This is a genomic window from Pantoea sp. SO10 (genome assembly GCF_005281435.1).
GTDB classification, from domain to species: domain Bacteria; phylum Pseudomonadota; class Gammaproteobacteria; order Enterobacterales; family Enterobacteriaceae; genus Pantoea; species Pantoea leporis.
This window is the reverse complement of sequence record NZ_CP040095.1, coordinates 1,899,278-1,917,448: the sequence shown is the minus strand read 5'-3', so window position 1 is coordinate 1,917,448 and position 18,171 is coordinate 1,899,278. Positions and strand designations below refer to the sequence as shown.

General features: G+C 57.2%; 17 protein-coding genes. 11 read left to right on the top strand and 6 right to left on the bottom strand.

The window, feature by feature from the left end; genetic code table 11:
* Position 1: 1 nt before the first annotated feature.
* Together FCN45_RS08960 and araA are read left to right on the top strand one after the other, a co-directional pair.
* Complete coding sequence (locus FCN45_RS08960; protein ID WP_137385701.1) at positions 2-1,687, top strand: ribulokinase; 1,686 nt, start codon at positions 2-4, stop codon at positions 1,685-1,687.
* A gap of 12 nt (positions 1,688-1,699) precedes the next feature.
* The gene (gene araA / locus FCN45_RS08955; protein ID WP_137385700.1) at positions 1,700-3,202 is read left to right on the top strand and encodes an L-arabinose isomerase; all 1,503 of its coding nucleotides are present in this window, start codon (positions 1,700-1,702) and stop codon (positions 3,200-3,202) included.
* A 191-nt stretch (positions 3,203-3,393) separates the two neighbouring features.
* On the opposite strand, the gene FCN45_RS08950 is transcribed toward araA, so the two are convergent.
* From FCN45_RS08950 to ytfQ, 5 genes are all read right to left on the bottom strand, one after another.
* Positions 3,394-4,329 (bottom strand): IS110 family transposase, encoded by a 936-nt coding sequence (locus FCN45_RS08950; RefSeq protein ID WP_137385699.1) that lies wholly within the window; start codon positions 4,327-4,329, stop codon positions 3,394-3,396.
* A gap of 234 nt (positions 4,330-4,563) precedes the next feature.
* On the bottom strand, positions 4,564-5,550 hold the full coding sequence (gene yjfF / locus FCN45_RS08945; RefSeq protein WP_101764518.1) for a galactofuranose ABC transporter, permease protein YjfF: 987 nt from the start codon (positions 5,548-5,550) through the stop codon (positions 4,564-4,566).
* The gene (gene ytfT, locus FCN45_RS08940; protein WP_101764519.1) at positions 5,547-6,563 is read right to left on the bottom strand and encodes a galactofuranose ABC transporter, ATP-binding protein YtfT; all 1,017 of its coding nucleotides are present in this window, start codon (positions 6,561-6,563) and stop codon (positions 5,547-5,549) included. The genes yjfF and ytfT overlap by 4 nt, the downstream gene beginning before the upstream one ends.
* Positions 6,556-8,076, bottom strand: coding sequence for a sugar ABC transporter ATP-binding protein (locus tag FCN45_RS08935; protein WP_137385698.1), 1,521 nt, complete (start codon positions 8,074-8,076; stop codon positions 6,556-6,558). Before FCN45_RS08935 ends, ytfT begins: the two co-directional genes overlap by 8 nt.
* Before the next feature lie 56 nt (positions 8,077-8,132).
* Positions 8,133-9,089: a galactofuranose ABC transporter, galactofuranose-binding protein YtfQ gene (gene ytfQ / locus FCN45_RS08930; RefSeq protein ID WP_008110249.1), complete on the bottom strand. Its 957-nt coding sequence runs from the start codon at positions 9,087-9,089 to the stop codon at positions 8,133-8,135.
* Between the two features lie 674 nt (positions 9,090-9,763).
* Between ytfQ and ydgT the strand changes: the two genes are divergently transcribed.
* From ydgT to nth, 9 genes are all read left to right on the top strand, one after another.
* A complete protein-coding gene (ydgT, locus tag FCN45_RS08925; protein ID WP_167391211.1) occupies positions 9,764-9,979 on the top strand; it encodes a transcription modulator YdgT in 216 nt (71 codons plus the stop codon).
* Positions 9,980-10,089: 110 nt separating this feature from the next.
* Positions 10,090-10,533, top strand: coding sequence for a DUF2569 domain-containing protein (locus tag FCN45_RS08920; RefSeq protein ID WP_101764523.1), 444 nt, complete (start codon positions 10,090-10,092; stop codon positions 10,531-10,533).
* Between the two features lie 123 nt (positions 10,534-10,656).
* Positions 10,657-11,238, top strand: coding sequence for an electron transport complex subunit RsxA (gene rsxA, locus FCN45_RS08915; protein WP_101764524.1), 582 nt, complete (start codon positions 10,657-10,659; stop codon positions 11,236-11,238).
* Positions 11,238-11,816, top strand: a complete 579-nt coding sequence (gene rsxB / locus FCN45_RS08910; RefSeq protein WP_110866053.1) for an electron transport complex subunit RsxB — start codon at positions 11,238-11,240, stop codon at positions 11,814-11,816. Before rsxA ends, rsxB begins: the two co-directional genes overlap by 1 nt.
* Positions 11,809-13,884: an electron transport complex subunit RsxC gene (gene rsxC, locus FCN45_RS08905; protein ID WP_137385697.1), complete on the top strand. Its 2,076-nt coding sequence runs from the start codon at positions 11,809-11,811 to the stop codon at positions 13,882-13,884. Before rsxB ends, rsxC begins: the two co-directional genes overlap by 8 nt.
* Complete coding sequence (rsxD, locus tag FCN45_RS08900) at positions 13,885-14,943, top strand: electron transport complex subunit RsxD (protein WP_110866051.1); 1,059 nt, start codon at positions 13,885-13,887, stop codon at positions 14,941-14,943.
* 2 nt (positions 14,944-14,945) lie between these two features.
* A complete protein-coding gene (gene rsxG / locus FCN45_RS08895) occupies positions 14,946-15,581 on the top strand; it encodes an electron transport complex subunit RsxG (RefSeq protein ID WP_137385696.1) in 636 nt (211 codons plus the stop codon).
* On the top strand, positions 15,574-16,275 hold the full coding sequence (locus tag FCN45_RS08890; protein WP_008110261.1) for an electron transport complex subunit E: 702 nt from the start codon (positions 15,574-15,576) through the stop codon (positions 16,273-16,275). Before rsxG ends, FCN45_RS08890 begins: the two co-directional genes overlap by 8 nt.
* Positions 16,272-16,907 carry an endonuclease III gene (gene nth, locus FCN45_RS08885; protein WP_137385695.1) on the top strand — a complete coding sequence of 212 codons (636 nt, stop codon included), beginning with the start codon at positions 16,272-16,274 and terminating at the stop codon, positions 16,905-16,907. The genes FCN45_RS08890 and nth overlap by 4 nt, the downstream gene beginning before the upstream one ends.
* A 141-nt stretch (positions 16,908-17,048) precedes the next feature.
* Here the strand turns inward: nth and FCN45_RS08880 are convergent, their stop codons facing one another.
* A complete protein-coding gene (locus FCN45_RS08880) occupies positions 17,049-17,738 on the bottom strand; it encodes a CTP synthase (RefSeq protein WP_137385694.1) in 690 nt (229 codons plus the stop codon).
* Positions 17,739-18,171 lie beyond the last annotated feature (433 nt).

The window sequence follows — 18,171 nt, the reverse complement described above, 5'->3', positions numbered from 1 at the left end:
AATGGGTGCTGGCGCCATAACAATTGGGCTGGATTTTGGCAGTGACTCGGTGCGTGCGCTGGCCGTGGACTGTCACAGTGGTAAAGAGCTGGAAAAAGCGGTGGTCAACTATGCACGCTGGGCCAACGGCGAATTTTGCGATGCGCACGCCAACCGCTTTCGTCACCATCCGCAGGACTATATCGATGCGTTAGAACAGGCGATTGTCACCGTGGTTAACGCCTTAACGCCTGAACAGCGCGCCGCCGTAGTGGGGATTGGCGTGGATTCCACCGGCTCGACGCCTGCGCCCATCGATCGTGATGGCAACGTGCTGGCGCTGCGCCCGGAATTCGCCACCAACCCCAACGCGATGTTCGTGCTGTGGAAAGATCACACCGCGATTGAAGAAGCCGAAGAGATCAATCAGCTGTGTCGTAGCGGTCGTTTCAACGACTACACCCGCTATATTGGCGGCGTCTATTCGTCGGAGTGGTTCTGGGCCAAGATACTGCACGTGTCACGCGCCGATGCTGCGGTACGTGACGCGGCAGTGTCTTGGGTGGAACTGTGCGATTGGGTGCCCGCGCTCCTCAGCGGCACTACCGCACCCGCGCAGCTGCGTCGTGGACGCTGTGCCGCCGGGCACAAATCACTGTGGCATCCGGAGTGGCAAGGTTTGCCGCCGGCTGACTTCTTCCGCGCGCTCGATCCTCTGCTGGTCGAGCAGCTTGATTCCCCCTTGTTCGCAGACACCTGGACCGCCGATGTGCCGGTGGGCACGCTCAGCAGCGAATGGGCGCAGCGCCTCGGCTTATCGCAACAGGTGATTCTTTCGGGCGGCGCGTTTGACTGCCACATGGGCGCGGTTGGTGCCGGTGCGCAGCCTTATACGCTGGTGAAAGTGATTGGCACCTCAACCTGCGACATTCTGATTGCCGACAGCGACACCGTTGGCGACCGCGCCATCAAAGGCATCTGCGGCCAGGTAGATGGCAGCGTAGTGCCGGGCGCGATTGGCTGCGAAGCCGGCCAGTCGGCGTTTGGCGATATTTATGCCTGGTTCAGCCGCCTGCTCGGCTGGCCACTGCAGCAGGCGGCGCAGCACCATCCGGAGCTGCAACCGCAGTTAGCCGCGCTGCAAAAAGATCTGATCCGCAACCTCACCGAAGCCTGGGCGGCCAATCCGCAACTCGATCATCTGCCGGTGGTGCTCGACTGGTTCAACGGCCGCCGCACGCCAGACGCCAATCAGCGCTTGAAAGGTGTGATCACCGATCTCAATCTCGGCACCGATGCGCCCGCGCTGTTTGGTGGCCTGATCGCCGCCACCGCGTTTGGCGCACGCGCCATTATGGAGTGTTTTGAACAGCAGCAGATTCCGGTGCAGAGCATCCTGACGCTCGGCGGCATCGCCCGCAAATCCCCCGCCATCATGCAGGCGTGCTGCGACGTCATGAACCGTCCGCTGGATATCGTCGCCTCTGACGAATGCTGTGCGCTCGGCGCGGCCATTTTTGCCGCCGTGGCTGCGGGCGTGTATGCCGATGTGCCTGCCGCCCAGCAGGTGATGGCCAGTCCGATTGATGTGACGCTGCAACCCAACGCCGCGCGCGTGGTGGTTTATCAGCAACTTTATCAACGTTATCAAAACTGGTGCCAGGCTGCTGAACCGCAGTACGCTGCGCGCACCGCATCCGCTCAGTAAAGGAGAGATTTAATGGAACAGCACAACGTACAACAGGTGTGGTTTGTTATTGGTACGCAGCACCTTTACGGCGCGGAAACCTTGCGTCAGGTTGAACGGCACGCTCGCCAGGTAATGGACGGATTGAATCAGGCCGGCACCTTGCCGGTGTCGCTGGTGCTGAAGCCGCTGGTGAAATCACCAGACGAAGCGCTGGCATTGTGCCGCGACGCTAACCACGATAATCAGTGCGTCGGTATCATTACCTGGCTGCACACCTTCTCGCCGGCCAAGATGTGGATTGGTGGCCTGAGCATCCTGAATAAGCCGCTGCTGCAATTCCATACTCAGTTCAACGCGGAGATTCCGTGGGACAGCATGGATATGGACTTTATGAACCTTAACCAAACCGCGCACGGCGGTCGCGAGTTCGGCTTTATCGGCGCGCGCATGGGTTTGCAGCACAGCGTGGTGACCGGTCACTGGCAGGATAAAGCCAGCCAGCAGCGCATCGGACGCTGGATCAATGCCGCGCTGGCAAAACAGGCCAGCCAGCAGCTGAAAGTGGCGCGCTTCGGCGACAACATGCGCGAAGTGGCGGTGACCGAAGGCGATAAAGTCGCGGCGCAGATTCAGTTTGGTTACTCCGTGAATGGCTGGGGCGTGGGCGATTTGGTCGAGGTGGTGAATAGCGTCAGCGATGGCGACGTCAACGCGCTGATCGATGAATACGAAAGCCAATATCGCTTCACCGATGCCGCCGCCGTCAATGGCGACAAACGTCAAAACGTACTGGATGCGGCACGCATTGAGCTGGGTCTGAAACGTTTCCTCGAAGCCGAGGGCTGCAAAGCCTTTACCACCAACTTCCAGACTTTGCACGGCATGACGCAACTGCCCGGTTTGGCGGTGCAGCGCTTGATGGGCCAGGGCTATGGATTTGCCGGTGAAGGCGACTGGAAAACCGCCGCGCTGCTGCACATTCTCAAGATCCAGGCAGGCACACGCGCGGGCGGCACTTCCTTTATGGAGGATTACACCTATCACTTCTCACCGGGCAACGATTTGGTGCTGGGCTCGCACATGCTGGAAGTGTGCCCGTCCATCGCCAAAGAGGAGAAGCCGCTGATTGATGTGCAGTTCCTCGGCATTGGCGACAAAGCCGATCCGGCGCGCATGATCTTCTCCACGCCGGCCGGACGCGCGGTGAATGCCAGCGTCATCGATCTGGGCGATCGTTTCCGTTTGCTGGTGAATGTGGTGGATGCGATCGAACAGCCCAAACCGCTGCCAAAATTGCCGGTGGCCCGTGCGCTGTGGCGTGCCCAGCCGTCGCTGGCCACCGCATCAGAAGCCTGGATTCTGGCCGGCGGCGCGCACCACACGGTGTTCAGCCAGGCGCTGGATCTGGATGATATGTATCTGTACGGCGAGCTGAATGGCATTGAAGTGCTGGTGATTGATGAGGAGACGCGCTTACCGGCATTTAAAGATGCGCTGCGCTGGAATGAGGCGTATTACCGCCTGGCACGTTGATTTCGTCCTCTGCGATATTCCCCTCATCCTAACCTTCTCCCGCAAGCGGGAGAAGGAACCGTTTTATAAACGCTGTCACTCCGAACTCAACGCCTGCTTTTGCTTCAGGGAAGAGTGCTGCTTATCGCTGCACCGTCGGCTCCCTCTCCCGCGCGCGGGAGAGCAGCTGTGTTTAAAGTCAATGGATGCCGCTACGCCGGCCTCCATTCTTTATTGTCCCTCAGCATCGCGTTCAAAATGGTTATCAGCTTTCTCACACACGCCGTTATCGCGACTTTGAACACTTTTCCCCGCCCTGTCAGGCGCTCAAAAAAAGCTTTGATTGTTGGGTTGTAACGCACCGCCGTCAGCGTGGCCATATACAGCACCGACCGCACCGCACTTCGGCCGCCCCAGATGCAGCGCTTACCTTTCATTTTTCCGCTGTCGTGCGCGTAAGGGCACACGCCGACCAGCGCACTGATTTTATGACGGCTCAGCGCTCCCAGTTCCGGCAACATTGACAGCAACACAGCCATCGTCGTCGGTCCTATTCCCTTTACCTCTTCCAGAAGCTTAACCTTCTCTTTCCACAGCGGCATCGTTCTTATCTGTCTGTCGATATCGTCATCCGCATCCTTAATCTCCGCTTTCAGCCAGTCAATATGACGCTTGAGGCTCGCCGATATGGCAACGTCATCACAGCTTTTATACCGGTTTATTTCCATCGCACGATTCTCAACCAACTGCCTGCGACGGGTCACCATGCCTGCCAGCCGTTGTGTCTGCTCATCCGGCGTGGCGCGTACTTCCGGCTCCATGCGCCGGCCAAACTCGCAGATGAGGCGCGCGTCGTTTGGATCGGTTTTATGCAGCGTTCCCGTTGCGCGGGCGAAATTTTTTACCAGACGCGGATTGACTACAGCAACGGCAAAGCCCTGCAGCGTCAGCGTGGCGGCCAGCAGCGAGTGATAGCGGCTGGTTGCTTCCATAACCACAAGTTTCACGCGAAGGGCAGACAATACGCTCAGCAGTTGCTGATGACCGTCGGGTGAATTATCGAGATGCAGATAAGTACAGGAAGTATCGATATAAACGTCAAACGTCTCTTTAGCAATGTCGATGCCGATTACAGAGTATTCAGTCATTTCACATCTCCCGGCCTTGTAAGATACGGACTCGCAGAGCGGTCCTGGCAGCTGTTCGGGTTAAGAGAAAAACTGACGTTCCGCCATAAGCTCTCCCGCGGGCTTGATGTCCCAGAGGGCAGACGGGCTGAAACGTCAGGTACAACGCTTTGACAGTGTAGCCGCCCGGAGGCGGGTAACTAAGATGACTTTAAACATACAAGGGTTGGGGTGAGGGAAAGGCGGGTGAAGAAGTTAAGAGGTCAAACGCTTAACAGGTGCGTTCTGCTGGCGATCCCACATCACGGTGAGCAGGCGTTGCAGCGCGATAAATGCAAACAGCAGAATGCCGATGGCGATCTTGGTCCACCATGAACTCAAGGTGCCGTCGAAGTTAATCCAGGTCTGAATCAATCCCTGAATCAACACGCCGAACAGCGTGCCCAACACCGTGCCCACGCCGCCAGACAACAAGGTGCCGCCAATCACCACCGAGGCAATCGCGTCCAGTTCCACACCCAATCCCGCTAGCGCATAGCCCGCCGAGGTATAAATGGAGAACACAATGCCCGCCAATGTCGCCAGCGTGGTCGACAGCATATAAATCCTGATGGTGGTCGCGCGCGTTGACACGCCCATCAACTGCGCCGAAGTCAGGCTGCCGCCAATCGCATACACCTGATTACCAAAGCGCGTACGGTGCGCCAGAATAATCCCGCCGAGTACCACCACCAGCATAATCAGCGCCAGCAAACTCAGGCGTCCGCCGCCAGGGATCTTCCACGCCAGACTCGACAGCGTGGTATAGAGCGGATGATCGATAGGAATCGAATTCTCCGACACCAGATAGCTGCAGCCGCGCAGGAAAAACATCCCCGCCAGCGTAATGATAAACGCCGGGATTTTCAGCGCATCGATCAGCCAGCCCATCATCGCGCCAAACAGCGCGCCCATCGCCAGCACCAGCGCAAACGCCAGAAGCGGATCGAGATGATAATCACCAATCACCCGTGCCAGGAACACGCCGCTAAAGGCAATCACCGCGCCCACCGACAGATCAATCCCGCCGGACAAAATCACGAACGTCATCCCCACGGCGATAATGCCGAGGAAAGCGTTATCGGTGAGGATATTGCAGATCACGCGCGTTGAAGCAAAGCCGGGAAATTGGCTCAAGCAAAACAGATAACCCGCCACAAACACCAGCAGCGTGATCATCAATGGCAGATGACGTTTCATCATTTCGGGCGTCTCCGTTTCAACATGGCAATAAAGCGTGGCGACTGCAGCAGCAATACGCACATCACCACCACCGCTTTCACCACCTGATTGAGTTCAGGCTGGAAGCCGGACAGCAAAATACCGGTATTCATCGACTGAATAATCAACGCGCCAATCAGTGACAGCACCAGATTGAAGCGCCCGCCCATCAGCGAAGCACCGCCAATCACCACCGCTAAAATGGCATCCAGCTCCAGCCACAAACCGGCGTTATTGGCATCGGCACCGCGAATATCCGCAGCGACGATCATGCCCGCCACCGCCGCGCACATGCCGCTAATCACATAGGTCGACATCACCACCAGCCAGCCATTCACACCGGCATTGCGCGCCGCACGCAGGTTAATACCGACCGCTTCGATAAACAGTCCGAGCGCGGTTTTGCGCGTCAGCAGCCACACCACGAGCGCCACCAGCAGCGTAATCCATACCGGCACCGGCAGCAGCCACAGCGAACCGCTACCAAACCACGCCAGGCTATCGCTGTTGAAGGTAACGATTTGGCCCTGCGTAATCAGCTGCGCCACGCCGCGTCCCGCCACCATTAAAATCAAAGTGGCGACAAACGGCTGAATTTTTAGTAGCGCCACCAAAATGCCATTCCATAAACCGCAGGCCAGGCCGGTACCGAGCGTCGCCAGAATGATGAACGGCAAACTATGCCCCGCCACCGTCAAGGTCGCCGCCGTTGCGCCGGCAATCGCCATCACCGCGCCCACTGACAGATCGATGCCGCCGGTGGCAATCACCAGCGTCATGCCAATCGCCAGCAGCGCCACCGGCGCGGCGCGATTGAGGATATCAATCGGGCTGCCGAACAAACGGCCATCCTGAATGTGAATGGCAAAAAAGTTATTCGCCACCAGGCTATCCACCAGCAGCACCAGAATCAGCGCCACAATCTGCGGCATGCCAGGCGGCAGCTTCGGCTTACGCCGTTCGGGTTTGTCATGTGTCATAGGGGATTCAAGCATGTTGTGCTCCTCCATCGGCGATGGCGTTGACGATCGCGGCCACCGACAGCTGCTCCAGCGGGATTTCGGCCACCTGCTTCAAATCGCGCATGATCAACACGCGATCGGCATAGCCCACCAGTTCTTCGAGTTCAGAGGAGATAACCAGTAGCGCCAATCCGTCGGCGCACAGGGTTTCAATTAAGCGAATGATTTCGGCATGCGCGCCGACATCGATGCCGCGCGTTGGCTCGTCGAGGATCAGAAATTGTGGTTTGGTCACCAGCCAGCGCGACAGCAGCACCTTCTGCTGATTGCCGCCGGACAACAGCTCAACCGGCTGATCGGCATGCGGCGTGCGAATGCCGAGGCTCTTGATAAAGCGCTCGGCGATCTCCTGCTGCTCACGACGCTTGATCGGTCGCAGCCAGCCGCGCTGCGCCTGCAGCGCCAGAATGATATTTTCGCGCACCGACGCGCCACCAATGATGCCGTCGGTTTTACGATCTTCCGGACAGAAACCCATACCGAGGCGCGAAGCCTTGGCGGGCGTACGGATGTTCTGCACTTTGCCCTTGATGGTCGCGGTGCCACGATCCGCCCGGCGAATGCCAAACAGCACTTCGGCGGTTTCGGTACGGCCTGAACCGAGCAGTCCGGCCAGTCCCACCACTTCACCCGGACGCACCTGCAGGTTGAACGGTTCAATGGTGCCCTTCTTGCCGTAATTTTCAAACGACACCACCGGCTGATTGCTGCGCAGCGTGCTGCCCTGACGCTGCAAAGCGGTTTCCAGCAGCTCGCGCCCCAGCATCAGCTTGATCAGTTCAATCTGCGGCAGTGTGGCGGTATCGCGCGTGGCAATAAACTGGCCGTTACGCAGCACGGTGATGCGATCGGTAATGCGGTAAACCTGGTCGAGAAAATGGGTAACAAAAATCAGGCTCATCCCTTTAGCTTTTAGCTGCGCCATCAGGGTAAACAGCATTTCGACTTCATTGGCATCGAGGCTGGCGGTCGGTTCATCAAGGATCAGCACCTGCGCGGAGAGATCGACCGCGCGGCAAATCGCAATGATCTGCTGCATCGCCACCGAGTAATGCCCCAGCGGACGCGTTACGTCGAGTACAAAGCCGTAGTTGCGCATCAGCGCATCGGCGTCGCGCACCATGCGCTTGCGATCAATCATGCCGAAGCGACGCGGCTCGCGGCCAATGTACAAATTATCCGCCACCGACATATTCGGCAGCAGATTCACTTCCTGATAAACCGTGCCAATGCCCATCTCCTGTGCATCAGCGGTGTTATGCGGCGTAATCGCCTTGCCGTTCAGGGTTACCGTGCCGGCATCACGGGTATACACGCCGGTCAGAACTTTAATCAGCGTGGATTTGCCCGCGCCGTTTTCGCCCAGCAACGCCATGATCTCGCCCTTACGGATGCTGAACGAGACATTATCCAGCGCCTTCACGCCGGGAAAGCCTTTGCTGACGCCGCTAATGGTCAGCAGTGCGGTTTCATCGGAGGTGCTCATCAGGTTCTCCCTCGCCTTACGTCATCATAAACCGCCCCGAAGGGCGGTTGCGGGGATCAGTAACCCATGCCTTTTTTGGTATCGAGCTGCGCCTGTGCGGAGTCCGGCAGATATAGTTTCGATTCTGTTTTGATGATTTTCGGCGGCATCGTGCCGTCTTTCTTGAATTTCTCCAGCGCGTCGAATGCCGGACCGGCCATATTAGGCGTCAGCTCCACGTTGGCATTGGCTTCACCGGCCAGCATCGCTTTGTAGATATCGGGCACGCCATCAATCGAGCCGGTCAGGATATCTTTGCCTGGCTTGAGGCCAGCTTCTTTAATCGCCTGAATCGCACCGATCGCCATATCATCGTTATGCGCGTAAACCATGCAGATGTTCTTGCCGTTGTTTTCCGCCTTGATAAAGCTCTCCATCACCTCTTTACCTTTACTGCGGGTAAAGTCACCGGACTGCGAGCGAATCACTTTGATATTATCGTGGCCGGCGATGGCTTCGGCGAAGCCTTTCTTACGGTCAATCGCCACGCTGGCGCCGACGGTACCTTGCAACTCGACGACGTTACATTTTTTGTCCGCGACCGTTTTCACCAGCCAGTCGCCAATCAACTTGCCTTCCAGCACGTTGTCCGCAGTGACCACCGCCATGTACAGCGATTTGTCTTTCACCACGATGGCGCGATCGAGTAAGAACACCGGGATTTTGGCGTCTTTGGCTTCTTCCAGCACGGGTTCCCATCCCGTTTGCACCACCGGCGCAATGAAGATGGCATCAACGCCCTGCGCGATGAACGAGCGCACCGCTTTGATTTGGTTCTCTTGTTTCTGCTGGCCATCGGCGATTTTCAGCGTGATACCGCGCTTTTGCGCTTCACTTTTTGCCACATTGGTTTCTGCTGAACGCCAGCCAGATTCCGAGCCAACCTGTGAGAAGCCCACCGTCATATCAGCAGCCAACACCGACGTACTCAGTGCCGAGCTCACCATGGCGGTCAAGAGTAAACGTTTCCACATAATTTCATTCCTCTGAAGGGAGTGTGTTGTAGGGGTACAAAACGCGAATTAAGCCTGGCTGAAAAGCGCGTAAACAAGCGCGACACACTTCACAAATCAGAGTGAATTAAAGGAGTTACGTGAACAGGCAATGCTTTATAGATCGTGGCATTATGGACAAAATGCCTGCTAATTATTGCGGAGGGGGTTAAATAAATGTAATAAACAGAATCGGTTATGCTTCTCACTTCTGGAAACGATTACAGCGGGCGCGTAAAGAATGGTTATTGTCTGCAGCGACAATCAATTATTGGTTTTGTGACTGCTCGCACAGAATGTGAGTGCCGGTTTCACGGCGTGTGCATAAATTTGCTGACCAGAGCGGAATAAACAGCGGATTCATTCGCAGCACGATCGCAAATACCTATTATAGAGACGGAGAAATAACGGCTTTCCAACAATGCGTTAATAGCGTGAGATTTTCTCACAAGCCCGCTAAATACCGGCCTGAATTTGCCTTAAATCGTACTTTATATGCGCGTTTAAAACGCGTAAAAGCCAAAAAAGTGTCGTTTCATGAGCGAATTAGCGCATGTTGTCTGAATTTTGTATTTTTTTATAAGTCGTGTATGGACTCTCGCTGCGTGCTCCCTATACTTGGGCACTTCCAAGTACTTTATATTTAAATGGCAATCATGACTGCATTAGATTACCTGCTGAAATTCCGCAAAGTGAATAATCTCGATAGTCTGGAAAAACTCTACGACCATCTGAATTATTCGCTGACTGATGATAAAGAGATCATCAATATGTATCGTGCCGCCGACCATCGACGTGCTGAACTGGTCTCTGGCGGACGTCTGTTCGATATGGGCCGCGTGCCGAAAACCGTCTGGCGTTACGTGATCTAATTGATTTATCCCCTCTCTATCTGCGCTCTTGCGTTGTCCAGGTCGGGCGTGCCCCGTTTGGACATGATACGCTCTGCATCGCCCTCTTCTCTGCAAACAGGATCTTGTCGATGACCCAACTGGTGAACCCGCCACGTATTGCTGGCTGGCTACTGCTGCCGCTGGCGTGGCTGATCATGACCATGCTGACCAGTGCGCTGGTGGTGGCAATGTATCTGAGCCCGCTGTTTAAACCCGAATTACGCACGACGCTGTTCTCACACGGCGGCACTTTGCTGACGCAATGGTCGATCTCGCTGCTGACTGCTGCGGTGGTATGGGCGTATAGCATTTGGGTGTGCTGGATTTTCTGTAAACGTTCGCGTCGCTTACCGCGCCATTACATTCTGTGGCTGCTGATGACCATCTTGCTGGCGTTAAAAACCTTTGCCTTCACGCCGGTGGCCGATGGCAAAGCGATTCAGACTTTACTGCTGTCGCTGCTGGCGGCTGCGGTGTTTGTGCCCTATTTCAAACGCTCTCAGCGCGTAAAACAGACGTTTATCCAGCCATAATGACGTGAGTTTCGTCAGCAATTTAATTCTGAGTGCTCTCAATGCTCACACAAACCCGTTGAAGGTTGAGATGCACCTCTCAATTCCGGATAATAGACGCCTTTCGGCTTCCCAGGTTAAAAAATGACCGATTACTTACTTCTCTTTGTTGGCACGGTGCTGGTGAACAACTTTGTGTTGGTCAAATTCCTCGGCCTTTGCCCATTTATGGGCGTGTCAAAAAAACTGGAAACGGCCATTGGCATGGGACTTGCCACCACTTTCGTGATCACGCTGGCGGCGATCTGCGCCTGGCTGGTGAATCACCTGATTCTGGTGCCGCTCGATCTGGTCTATCTGCGCACCCTCGCCTATATCCTGGTGATTGCTGTTGTGGTGCAGTTCACCGAAATGGTGGTGCGTAAAACCAGTCCGTCGCTCTATCGCCTGCTGGGTATCTTCCTGCCGCTGATCACCACCAACTGTGCGGTGCTGGGCGTGCCATTACTGAGCGTTAACCTCAACCACACCTTCCTGCAGGCGGCGCTGTATGGCTTCAGTGCGTCACTCGGCTTCTCGCTGGTGATGGTGCTGTTCGCTGGCATGCGCGAGCGTCTGGTACTGGCGAATGTTCCCGCACCGTTTAAAGGTAACTCGATTGCGCTGATCACCGCTGGTCTGATGGCGCTGGCCTTTATGGGCTTTACCGGGCTGGTGAAATTCTAATGACCGCGATTTGGATAGCGATTATCGCGCTGGCTGCATTGGGCCTGGTGTTTGGTGCCCTGCTGGGTTACGCCTCACGTCGCTTCGAGGTGGAAGAAGATCCGATTGTTGAGCAGATCGATGAGATTTTGCCGCAGAGCCAGTGTGGTCAGTGCGGCTATCCCGGCTGCCGCCCGTATGCCGATGCGGTGGGTAACAACGGTGAAGCGATCAATAAGTGCGCGCCCGGCGGCGAGCAGACGATGCTCAAGCTGGCCGCGCTGCTCAACGTTGAACCGCAACCGCTCGACGGCGGCGCAGACGTGCTGGAGCCGATACGTACCGTGGCATGGATCGATGAAGAGAATTGCATCGGCTGCACCAAATGTATTCAGGCTTGCCCGGTGGACGCCATCGTGGGTGCCACGCGCGCCATGCACACCGTGCTGAGCGATGTCTGCACCGGCTGCGATCTCTGCGTTGCGCCTTGCCCGACCGACTGCATTGAGATGCGCCCGGTTGCCACCACCACGGCCAACTGGAAGTGGAATCTCGACACCATTCCTGTACGGGTGATCCCGGTAGAAACCCATGCTTAATTTGTTAAACCTGTTCCGCAAAGAGAAGCTGTGGGATTTTCAGGGCGGCATCCATCCGCCTGAGATGAAAACACAGTCTAACGGTACGCCGCTGAGCCAGTTACCCCTGCCTGAGCGCTTTATCATTCCGTTAAAACAGCATATCGGCCATGAAGGCGAGATTTGCGTGGCGCCCGGCGACAAAGTGCTGCGCGGCCAGCCGCTGACCTTTGGCGGCGGACGCATGCTGCCGGTGCACGCGCCAACGTCCGGCACCATCGAAGAGATTGCGCCACACATGACGGCGCATCCTTCTGGCCTCTCCGAGCTGTGCATTTTCCTGCGTGCCGACGGCGAAGATCGCTGGACCACGCTCGATCCGCAGCCCGATTATCGCGCCCTGTCGCGTGAAGAAGCGGTAAAACGCATTCACAATGCGGGCATCGCCGGATTAGGCGGCGCGGGCTTCCCGACCGCCACCAAACTGCGCGGCGGCCTGCGCGGCGTGAAAACCCTGATCATCAACGCCGCCGAGTGCGAGCCGTACATCACTGCCGATGACCGTTTAATGCAGGATTGTGCTGCCGAAGTGCTGGAAGGCTGCCGCATTCTGGCGTGGGTGTTGCAGGCGGAACGGGTGCTGATCGGCATAGAAGATAACAAACCGGAAGCCATTGCCGCGCTGAAACAGGCATTGGGCGGCGATCGTGAATTGCAGATTCGCGTGATTCCGACCAAGTATCCGTCTGGCGGCGCGAAACAGCTGACGCAGATTCTCACCGGCCTCGAAGTGCCACACGGCGGACGTTCCACCGATATCGGTGTGCTGATGCAAAACGTCGGCACCGCGTGGGCGGTAAAACGCGCCATCGTAGACGGCGAACCGATCACCGAACGCGTGGTGACGCTGACCGGCGCAGCGCTGGCGCGCCCGCGCAACGTCTGGGGACGGCTCGGTACGCCCATCAGCCACCTGCTGCAGCATGCCGGTTTTACGCCGGGATCGCGCCAGATGGTGATCATGGGCGGTCCGCTAATGGGCTTTACCCTGCCGTCGCTGAACGTGCCGCTGGTGAAAATCTCCAACTGTATTCTGGCGCCGTCGGCCAGCGAAATGGGCAACGATCAGCAAGAGCAATCCTGTATCCGCTGCAGCGCCTGCGCCGATGCCTGCCCGGCGAAATTGCTGCCGCAGCAGCTGTTCTGGTACAGCCAGGGCGGCGATCACGAAAAAGCACGCGCGCACAATATTGATGACTGCATTGAGTGCGGCGCCTGCGCTTACGTCTGCCCGAGTAACATTCCGCTGGTGCAATATTACCGCCAGGAAAAAGCCGAACTGCGCGCCATCGATCTTGAAGCGAAACGTACCGCCGAAGCGAAAGCGCGTTTCGAAGCGCGTCTGGCACGCCTGGAACGCGAAAAACAGGCGCGTGAAGCGCGTCATGAACAGGCTAAACAGCGCGTGGCGCGTAGCGATCAGGGTGAACTCGACGCCGCCGTGGCACGCGTGAAAGCGCGTCAGGAAAAAACACCGGAGCAGGATGCTGCGGAACGCGAAGCGCGTCATGCACAAGCCTTAGCGCAGCAGGCCGAGAAGCAAGCTGAAACGCAGGCGCTGAGTCGTCAGTCCGGCGATCCGCGTAAAGCGGCGGTGGAAGCGGCGATTGCCCGTGCGAAAGCGAAGAAAGCGGGCGCACCGGCGGCTGACGTCGCGCTTGCCGAGCCGCCAGCTGATGCGCCTGCGGCAGAAGTCGATCCTCGTAAAGCGGCGGTGGAAGCCGCGATTGCGCGTGCGAAGGCGAAAAAAGCCGCCGCGGCGACAGAACCCGCACCCGCTGAGCCGCCAGCCGTCGCGCCTGCTGCTGAAGTCGATCCGCGCAAGGCCGCCGTTGAAGCGGCGATTGCGCGCGCCAAAGCGAAGAAAGCCGCCGCCGCTGCCGCGCAGCAGGCTGAAGCCACATCACCTGAAGTGGAGGCTGCTGCCTCTCCTGACTCCGCCGACCCACGCAAAGCGGCGATTGCCGCTGCGGTCGCCCGTGCCAAAGCGCGTAAAGCGCAGCAGCAGCCTTCGACGACTGAGGATTAAATGGCTTTTCGTATTGCAAGTTCTCCCTATACCCACAACCGCCGCAGCACCGGCAATATCATGCTGCTGGTGGTGTTTGCCGCGCTGCCGGGCATGGCCGCACAATGGTATTTCTTTGGCGTCGGTTTCTTAATTCAGGTTTTGCTGGCCACCGCCACCGCGTGGGCCACCGAAGGGGCGATTCTGCGCCTGCGTAAAACGCCGGTGTTGCCGACTTTATCCGATAACTCTGCCCTGCTCACCGCGTTGCTGCTGGGCATCAGCCTGCCGCCGCTCGCGCCGTGGTGGTTGGTGGTGTTAGGTACCATTTTCGCCATCGTCATCGCCAAACAGCTGTACGGCGGTTTGGGGCAAAACCCGTTTAACCCAGCAATGGTCGGTTACGTGGTGCTGCTGATCTCCTTCCCGGTGCAGATGACCAGCTGGCTGCCGCCCGATAGCCTGCAGGCGATCAAACCCGGCCTGCTGGATTCGCTCAGTATGATCTTCACCCACCACACGCTGGCCGGTGAAACCATGCAGCAGCTGCAGCTCGGCGTTGATGGCGTCAGCCAGGCGACACCGCTCGATACCTTTAAAACCGGCCTGCGTGCTGGGCACAGCGCTGAACAGCTGCTGGCGGAGCCGATCTACAGCGGCGTGTTAGCCGGTGTTGGCTGGCAGTGGGTTAACCTCGGTTATCTGCTGGGCGGCGCTCTGCTGCTGGCAAAGAATGCTATCCGCTGGCACATTCCGGTCAGTTTCCTCGTCTCGCTGGCGTTCTGCGCCACACTGGGCTGGGTGTTCTCGCCGGAGTCGCTTAACTCACCGCTGATTCACCTGTTCTCCGGTGCCACTATGCTCGGCGCGTTCTTTATTGCTACCGATCCGGTGACCGCCTCCACCACCAATCGCGGCCGCCTGGTTTACGGCGCGCTGATTGGTTTGCTGGTGTGGCTGATTCGCAGCTTTGGTGGCTATCCGGACGGCGTCGCCTTCGCGGTATTGCTGGCCAATATTTGTGTGCCGCTGATTGATTACTACACTCAGCCGCGCGTTTACGGCCATCGCAAGGATTGAAGATGATCGAAGCTATTCGTAAAAATGCGGTGACGCTGGCGGCCTTTGCGGTGATCACCACCGGCGTGACGGCGGTGGTTAACTATGTCACCAAGCCGACGGTGGAGCATCAGACCGCGCTACAACAGAAAAATTTGTTAGATCAGGTGGTGCCGACCGATCTGTACGACAATCACATCCAGCAAGAGTGTTATCTGGTGACCGATGCGCTGGCGCTGGGCAATGATCGCCCGCACCATCTCTATTTAGCGCGTAAAGGCGATCAGCCGGTGGCCGCCGCGCTTGAGACCACCGCGCCAGACGGCTATTCTGGGGCGATTCAGATGCTGGTCGGTGCCGATTTCCACGGCAAAGTGCTGGGCGTGCGCGTGGTTGAGCACCATGAAACGCCGGGCCTCGGCGATAAAATCGAACTGCGTATTTCAGACTGGATTAACAGCTTCAATGGCAAAGTGATCCACGGCGCGGATGACAAAAATTTTGCGGTGAAAAAAGACGGCGGTGAATTCGACCAATTTACCGGCGCAACCATTACGCCACGCGCGGTGGTTAACGCCACCAGGCGCACCGCGCTGCTGATTGAAACACTGCCAGCGAAGCTCGCTTCGTTGCCTGAATGTGGAGATGCAAATGAGTGAAGCCAAAAATTTACTGGTCGGCGGCCTGTGGAAAAATAACTCCGCGCTGGTGCAGCTGCTCGGTCTCTGTCCGCTGCTGGCGGTGACCTCAACCGCGACCAACGCCCTCGGTTTAGGCCTGGCGACCACGCTGGTGCTGACCATCACCAACAGCGCAATTTCCGCCTCGCGTCGTTGGGTGCCGGCCGAAATCCGTATTCCGATTTACGTGATGATCATCGCTTCAGTGGTGAGCTGCGTGCAGATGCTGATCAACGCCTATGCGTACGGTTTGTATCAGTCGCTCGGCATCTTTATCCCGCTGATTGTCACCAACTGCATTGTGGTGGGTCGCGCCGAAGCGGTCGCCTCAAAGAGCAGCATTCCGCTCTCGGCGCTGGACGGTTTTGCCATCGGCATGGGCGCAACCTGCGCGATGGTAACGCTGGGATCGATTCGTGAACTGATTGGCAGCGGCACGCTGTTCAACGGGGCGGATCAGCTGCTGGGGCCGTGGGCCAAAGCGCTGCGTATTGAAGTGGTGCACTTTGATTCGCCGATGCTGCTGGCGATGCTGCCACCGGGCGCCTTTATCGGCCTTGGCATGCTGCTGGCGGCAAAATACCTGATCGATCAGAAGATGAAACAGCGTGCGGCCACCCGTGCAGCAGCGCCTGAAGCGGAGCCGCAAGGCGCAACCGGGAAAGCGGTGTGAATAAAGAGAAACGCGCGCAGATCCTGACGCGCCTGCGTGATGAGAATCCGCATCCGACCACAGAACTGAACTTCAGCACGCCGTTTGAGTTGTTGATTGCGGTATTACTCTCCGCGCAAGCCACCGACGTCAGCGTCAACAAAGCTACCGCGAAGCTCTATCCGGTGGCGAATACCCCGGCAACGATGCTGGCGCTGGGCGTGGATGGCGTGAAGGAGTACATCAAAACCATCGGCCTGTTTAACAGCAAGGCGGAGAACGTCATCAAGACCTGCCGCATTCTGCTGGAACAGCACGGTGGCGAAGTGCCGGAAGATCGTGCGGCGCTGGAAGCGCTGCCGGGCGTCGGGCGTAAAACCGCCAACGTGGTACTGAATACCGCTTTCGGCTGGCCGACCATCGCCGTTGATACCCATATTTTCCGCGTCAGCAATCGCACCCGCTTTGCGCCGGGCAAGAATGTGGAAGAAGTGGAAGATAAGCTGCTGAAAGTGGTGCCGGCGGCGTTTAAAGTCGATTGCCATCACTGGCTGATTCTGCACGGTCGCTATACCTGCGTGGCGCGCAAACCGCGTTGCGGATCCTGTCTGATCGAAGATCTGTGTGAATTCGACGCTAAAACCGAATTCTGAATCGCGGGCTCTGACACATCTGCTGCGTCACGGCAAATGTGCCCTTTTCAACTGCGCGCACTAAAGCTCATAGCGGGCCCCGGCCAGCGCACTCGCTGCTGGCTTAACTGACACGCATTACGCCATAGACCAGCTGCGTATTTAACCTGCGGCGGCCTGCAACCAGGCGACCACCAGCGGCGACAGCCGGTTTTGTAACGCCGCCCTTTCGGACTGGAACAAGGTGGCGACAAAGAACGGGTGATCGGTCAATTCAATGCCGCGCACGTCGCCTTCCATATCCCACGACGTGATCTGCAGACTCTGCGTCGCCAGCGCTGCGCTGAACTCGGCGTTGACGCCAAAGTTGCAGTGGTAACCCTCATCGCTTTGTAACGCACCGTAAGCCCGAGCAATACGTGAACCCGGCTGGAAGGTCACGCTGCCACGCTGTTCCACCAGCGAACAGGCCAGTGGCGCAATCACCCAGCGACCGCTGGGATCGGTTTCCGCATGCACCGCATCTTCCCAGCCCAGCACATTGCGCGCGTACTCAACGATGGCGTACTGAAATCCGCCGCACGAGCCCAAAAATGGCTTACCGCTTTCCCGCGCCCAGCGAAGGGTGGCAAACACGCCCGCATCATTGAGATAAGGACTGCCCGGAACCAGCCAAATCGCCTGGTAATCATTGAGGTTGTGCTGATTGAGTTCCGGCGTGGCGATCCAGTCGGCGCTGACGTTGAGTGAAAGGGTTTTTGCAGCGAGTTGTACAGCGGGAGGAATGGCCTGATGCGCAACGGCATTAGCACGGTAATCGCCAATCAGGGCGACACGAATCGACTTCATCATGACTACGTCCTTTCAGGGAAAAAAGGAGGTTACAGCAAAGTTAACCCGCTGTCTAAACGCCTTTAAACGTCGATTTATGCGGCTTTTGTTTCCACGCATTGCGCTTATGGACGCCTGTTTATCTGCCAAATAAGGTGTCAGACCGCGCTAATCTTCGCCAGATGTCAGCTACGCAAACGTTTTCTTCTTTTACCCTGATAATTAATTCGTGGTTTTGTGCGCAGGATCAACTAATTAGCGTTCTGGAATCTTTTGACTGCTTATTACGCTCACCAATCAAGCTGTTGTGCTTATATTGTGCACAACGGCAATAATAATCTCTGTATAAATTATGGTCTTTAGCGTTATGTTCTGATAAATCCGCTCTGAGCAGTTTATATCAGGAAAATGATCTTCACGATCTGCATTTCACCTGTTTATCCTGATATAATGC

What these genes read in the sequence shown, in the direction of transcription:
- FCN45_RS08960 (WP_137385701.1), top strand. Translation starts at nt 2, where the DNA reads ATGGGTGCTGGCGCCATAACAATTGGGCTGGATTTTGGCAGTGACTCG.
- araA (WP_137385700.1), top strand. Translation starts at nt 1,700, where the DNA reads ATGGAACAGCACAACGTACAACAGGTGTGGTTTGTTATTGGTACGCAG.
- FCN45_RS08950 (WP_137385699.1), bottom strand. Translation starts at nt 4,329, where the DNA reads ATGACTGAATACTCTGTAATCGGCATCGACATTGCTAAAGAGACGTTT.
- yjfF (WP_101764518.1), bottom strand. Translation starts at nt 5,550, where the DNA reads ATGATGAAACGTCATCTGCCATTGATGATCACGCTGCTGGTGTTTGTG.
- ytfT (WP_101764519.1), bottom strand. Translation starts at nt 6,563, where the DNA reads ATGCTTGAATCCCCTATGACACATGACAAACCCGAACGGCGTAAGCCG.
- FCN45_RS08935 (WP_137385698.1), bottom strand. Translation starts at nt 8,076, where the DNA reads ATGAGCACCTCCGATGAAACCGCACTGCTGACCATTAGCGGCGTCAGC.
- ytfQ (WP_008110249.1), bottom strand. Translation starts at nt 9,089, where the DNA reads ATGTGGAAACGTTTACTCTTGACCGCCATGGTGAGCTCGGCACTGAGT.
- ydgT (WP_167391211.1), top strand. Translation starts at nt 9,764, where the DNA reads ATGACTGCATTAGATTACCTGCTGAAATTCCGCAAAGTGAATAATCTC.
- FCN45_RS08920 (WP_101764523.1), top strand. Translation starts at nt 10,090, where the DNA reads ATGACCCAACTGGTGAACCCGCCACGTATTGCTGGCTGGCTACTGCTG.
- rsxA (WP_101764524.1), top strand. Translation starts at nt 10,657, where the DNA reads ATGACCGATTACTTACTTCTCTTTGTTGGCACGGTGCTGGTGAACAAC.
- rsxB (WP_110866053.1), top strand. Translation starts at nt 11,238, where the DNA reads ATGACCGCGATTTGGATAGCGATTATCGCGCTGGCTGCATTGGGCCTG.
- rsxC (WP_137385697.1), top strand. Translation starts at nt 11,809, where the DNA reads ATGCTTAATTTGTTAAACCTGTTCCGCAAAGAGAAGCTGTGGGATTTT.
- rsxD (WP_110866051.1), top strand. Translation starts at nt 13,885, where the DNA reads ATGGCTTTTCGTATTGCAAGTTCTCCCTATACCCACAACCGCCGCAGC.
- rsxG (WP_137385696.1), top strand. Translation starts at nt 14,946, where the DNA reads ATGATCGAAGCTATTCGTAAAAATGCGGTGACGCTGGCGGCCTTTGCG.
- FCN45_RS08890 (WP_008110261.1), top strand. Translation starts at nt 15,574, where the DNA reads ATGAGTGAAGCCAAAAATTTACTGGTCGGCGGCCTGTGGAAAAATAAC.
- FCN45_RS08880 (WP_137385694.1), bottom strand. Translation starts at nt 17,738, where the DNA reads ATGATGAAGTCGATTCGTGTCGCCCTGATTGGCGATTACCGTGCTAAT.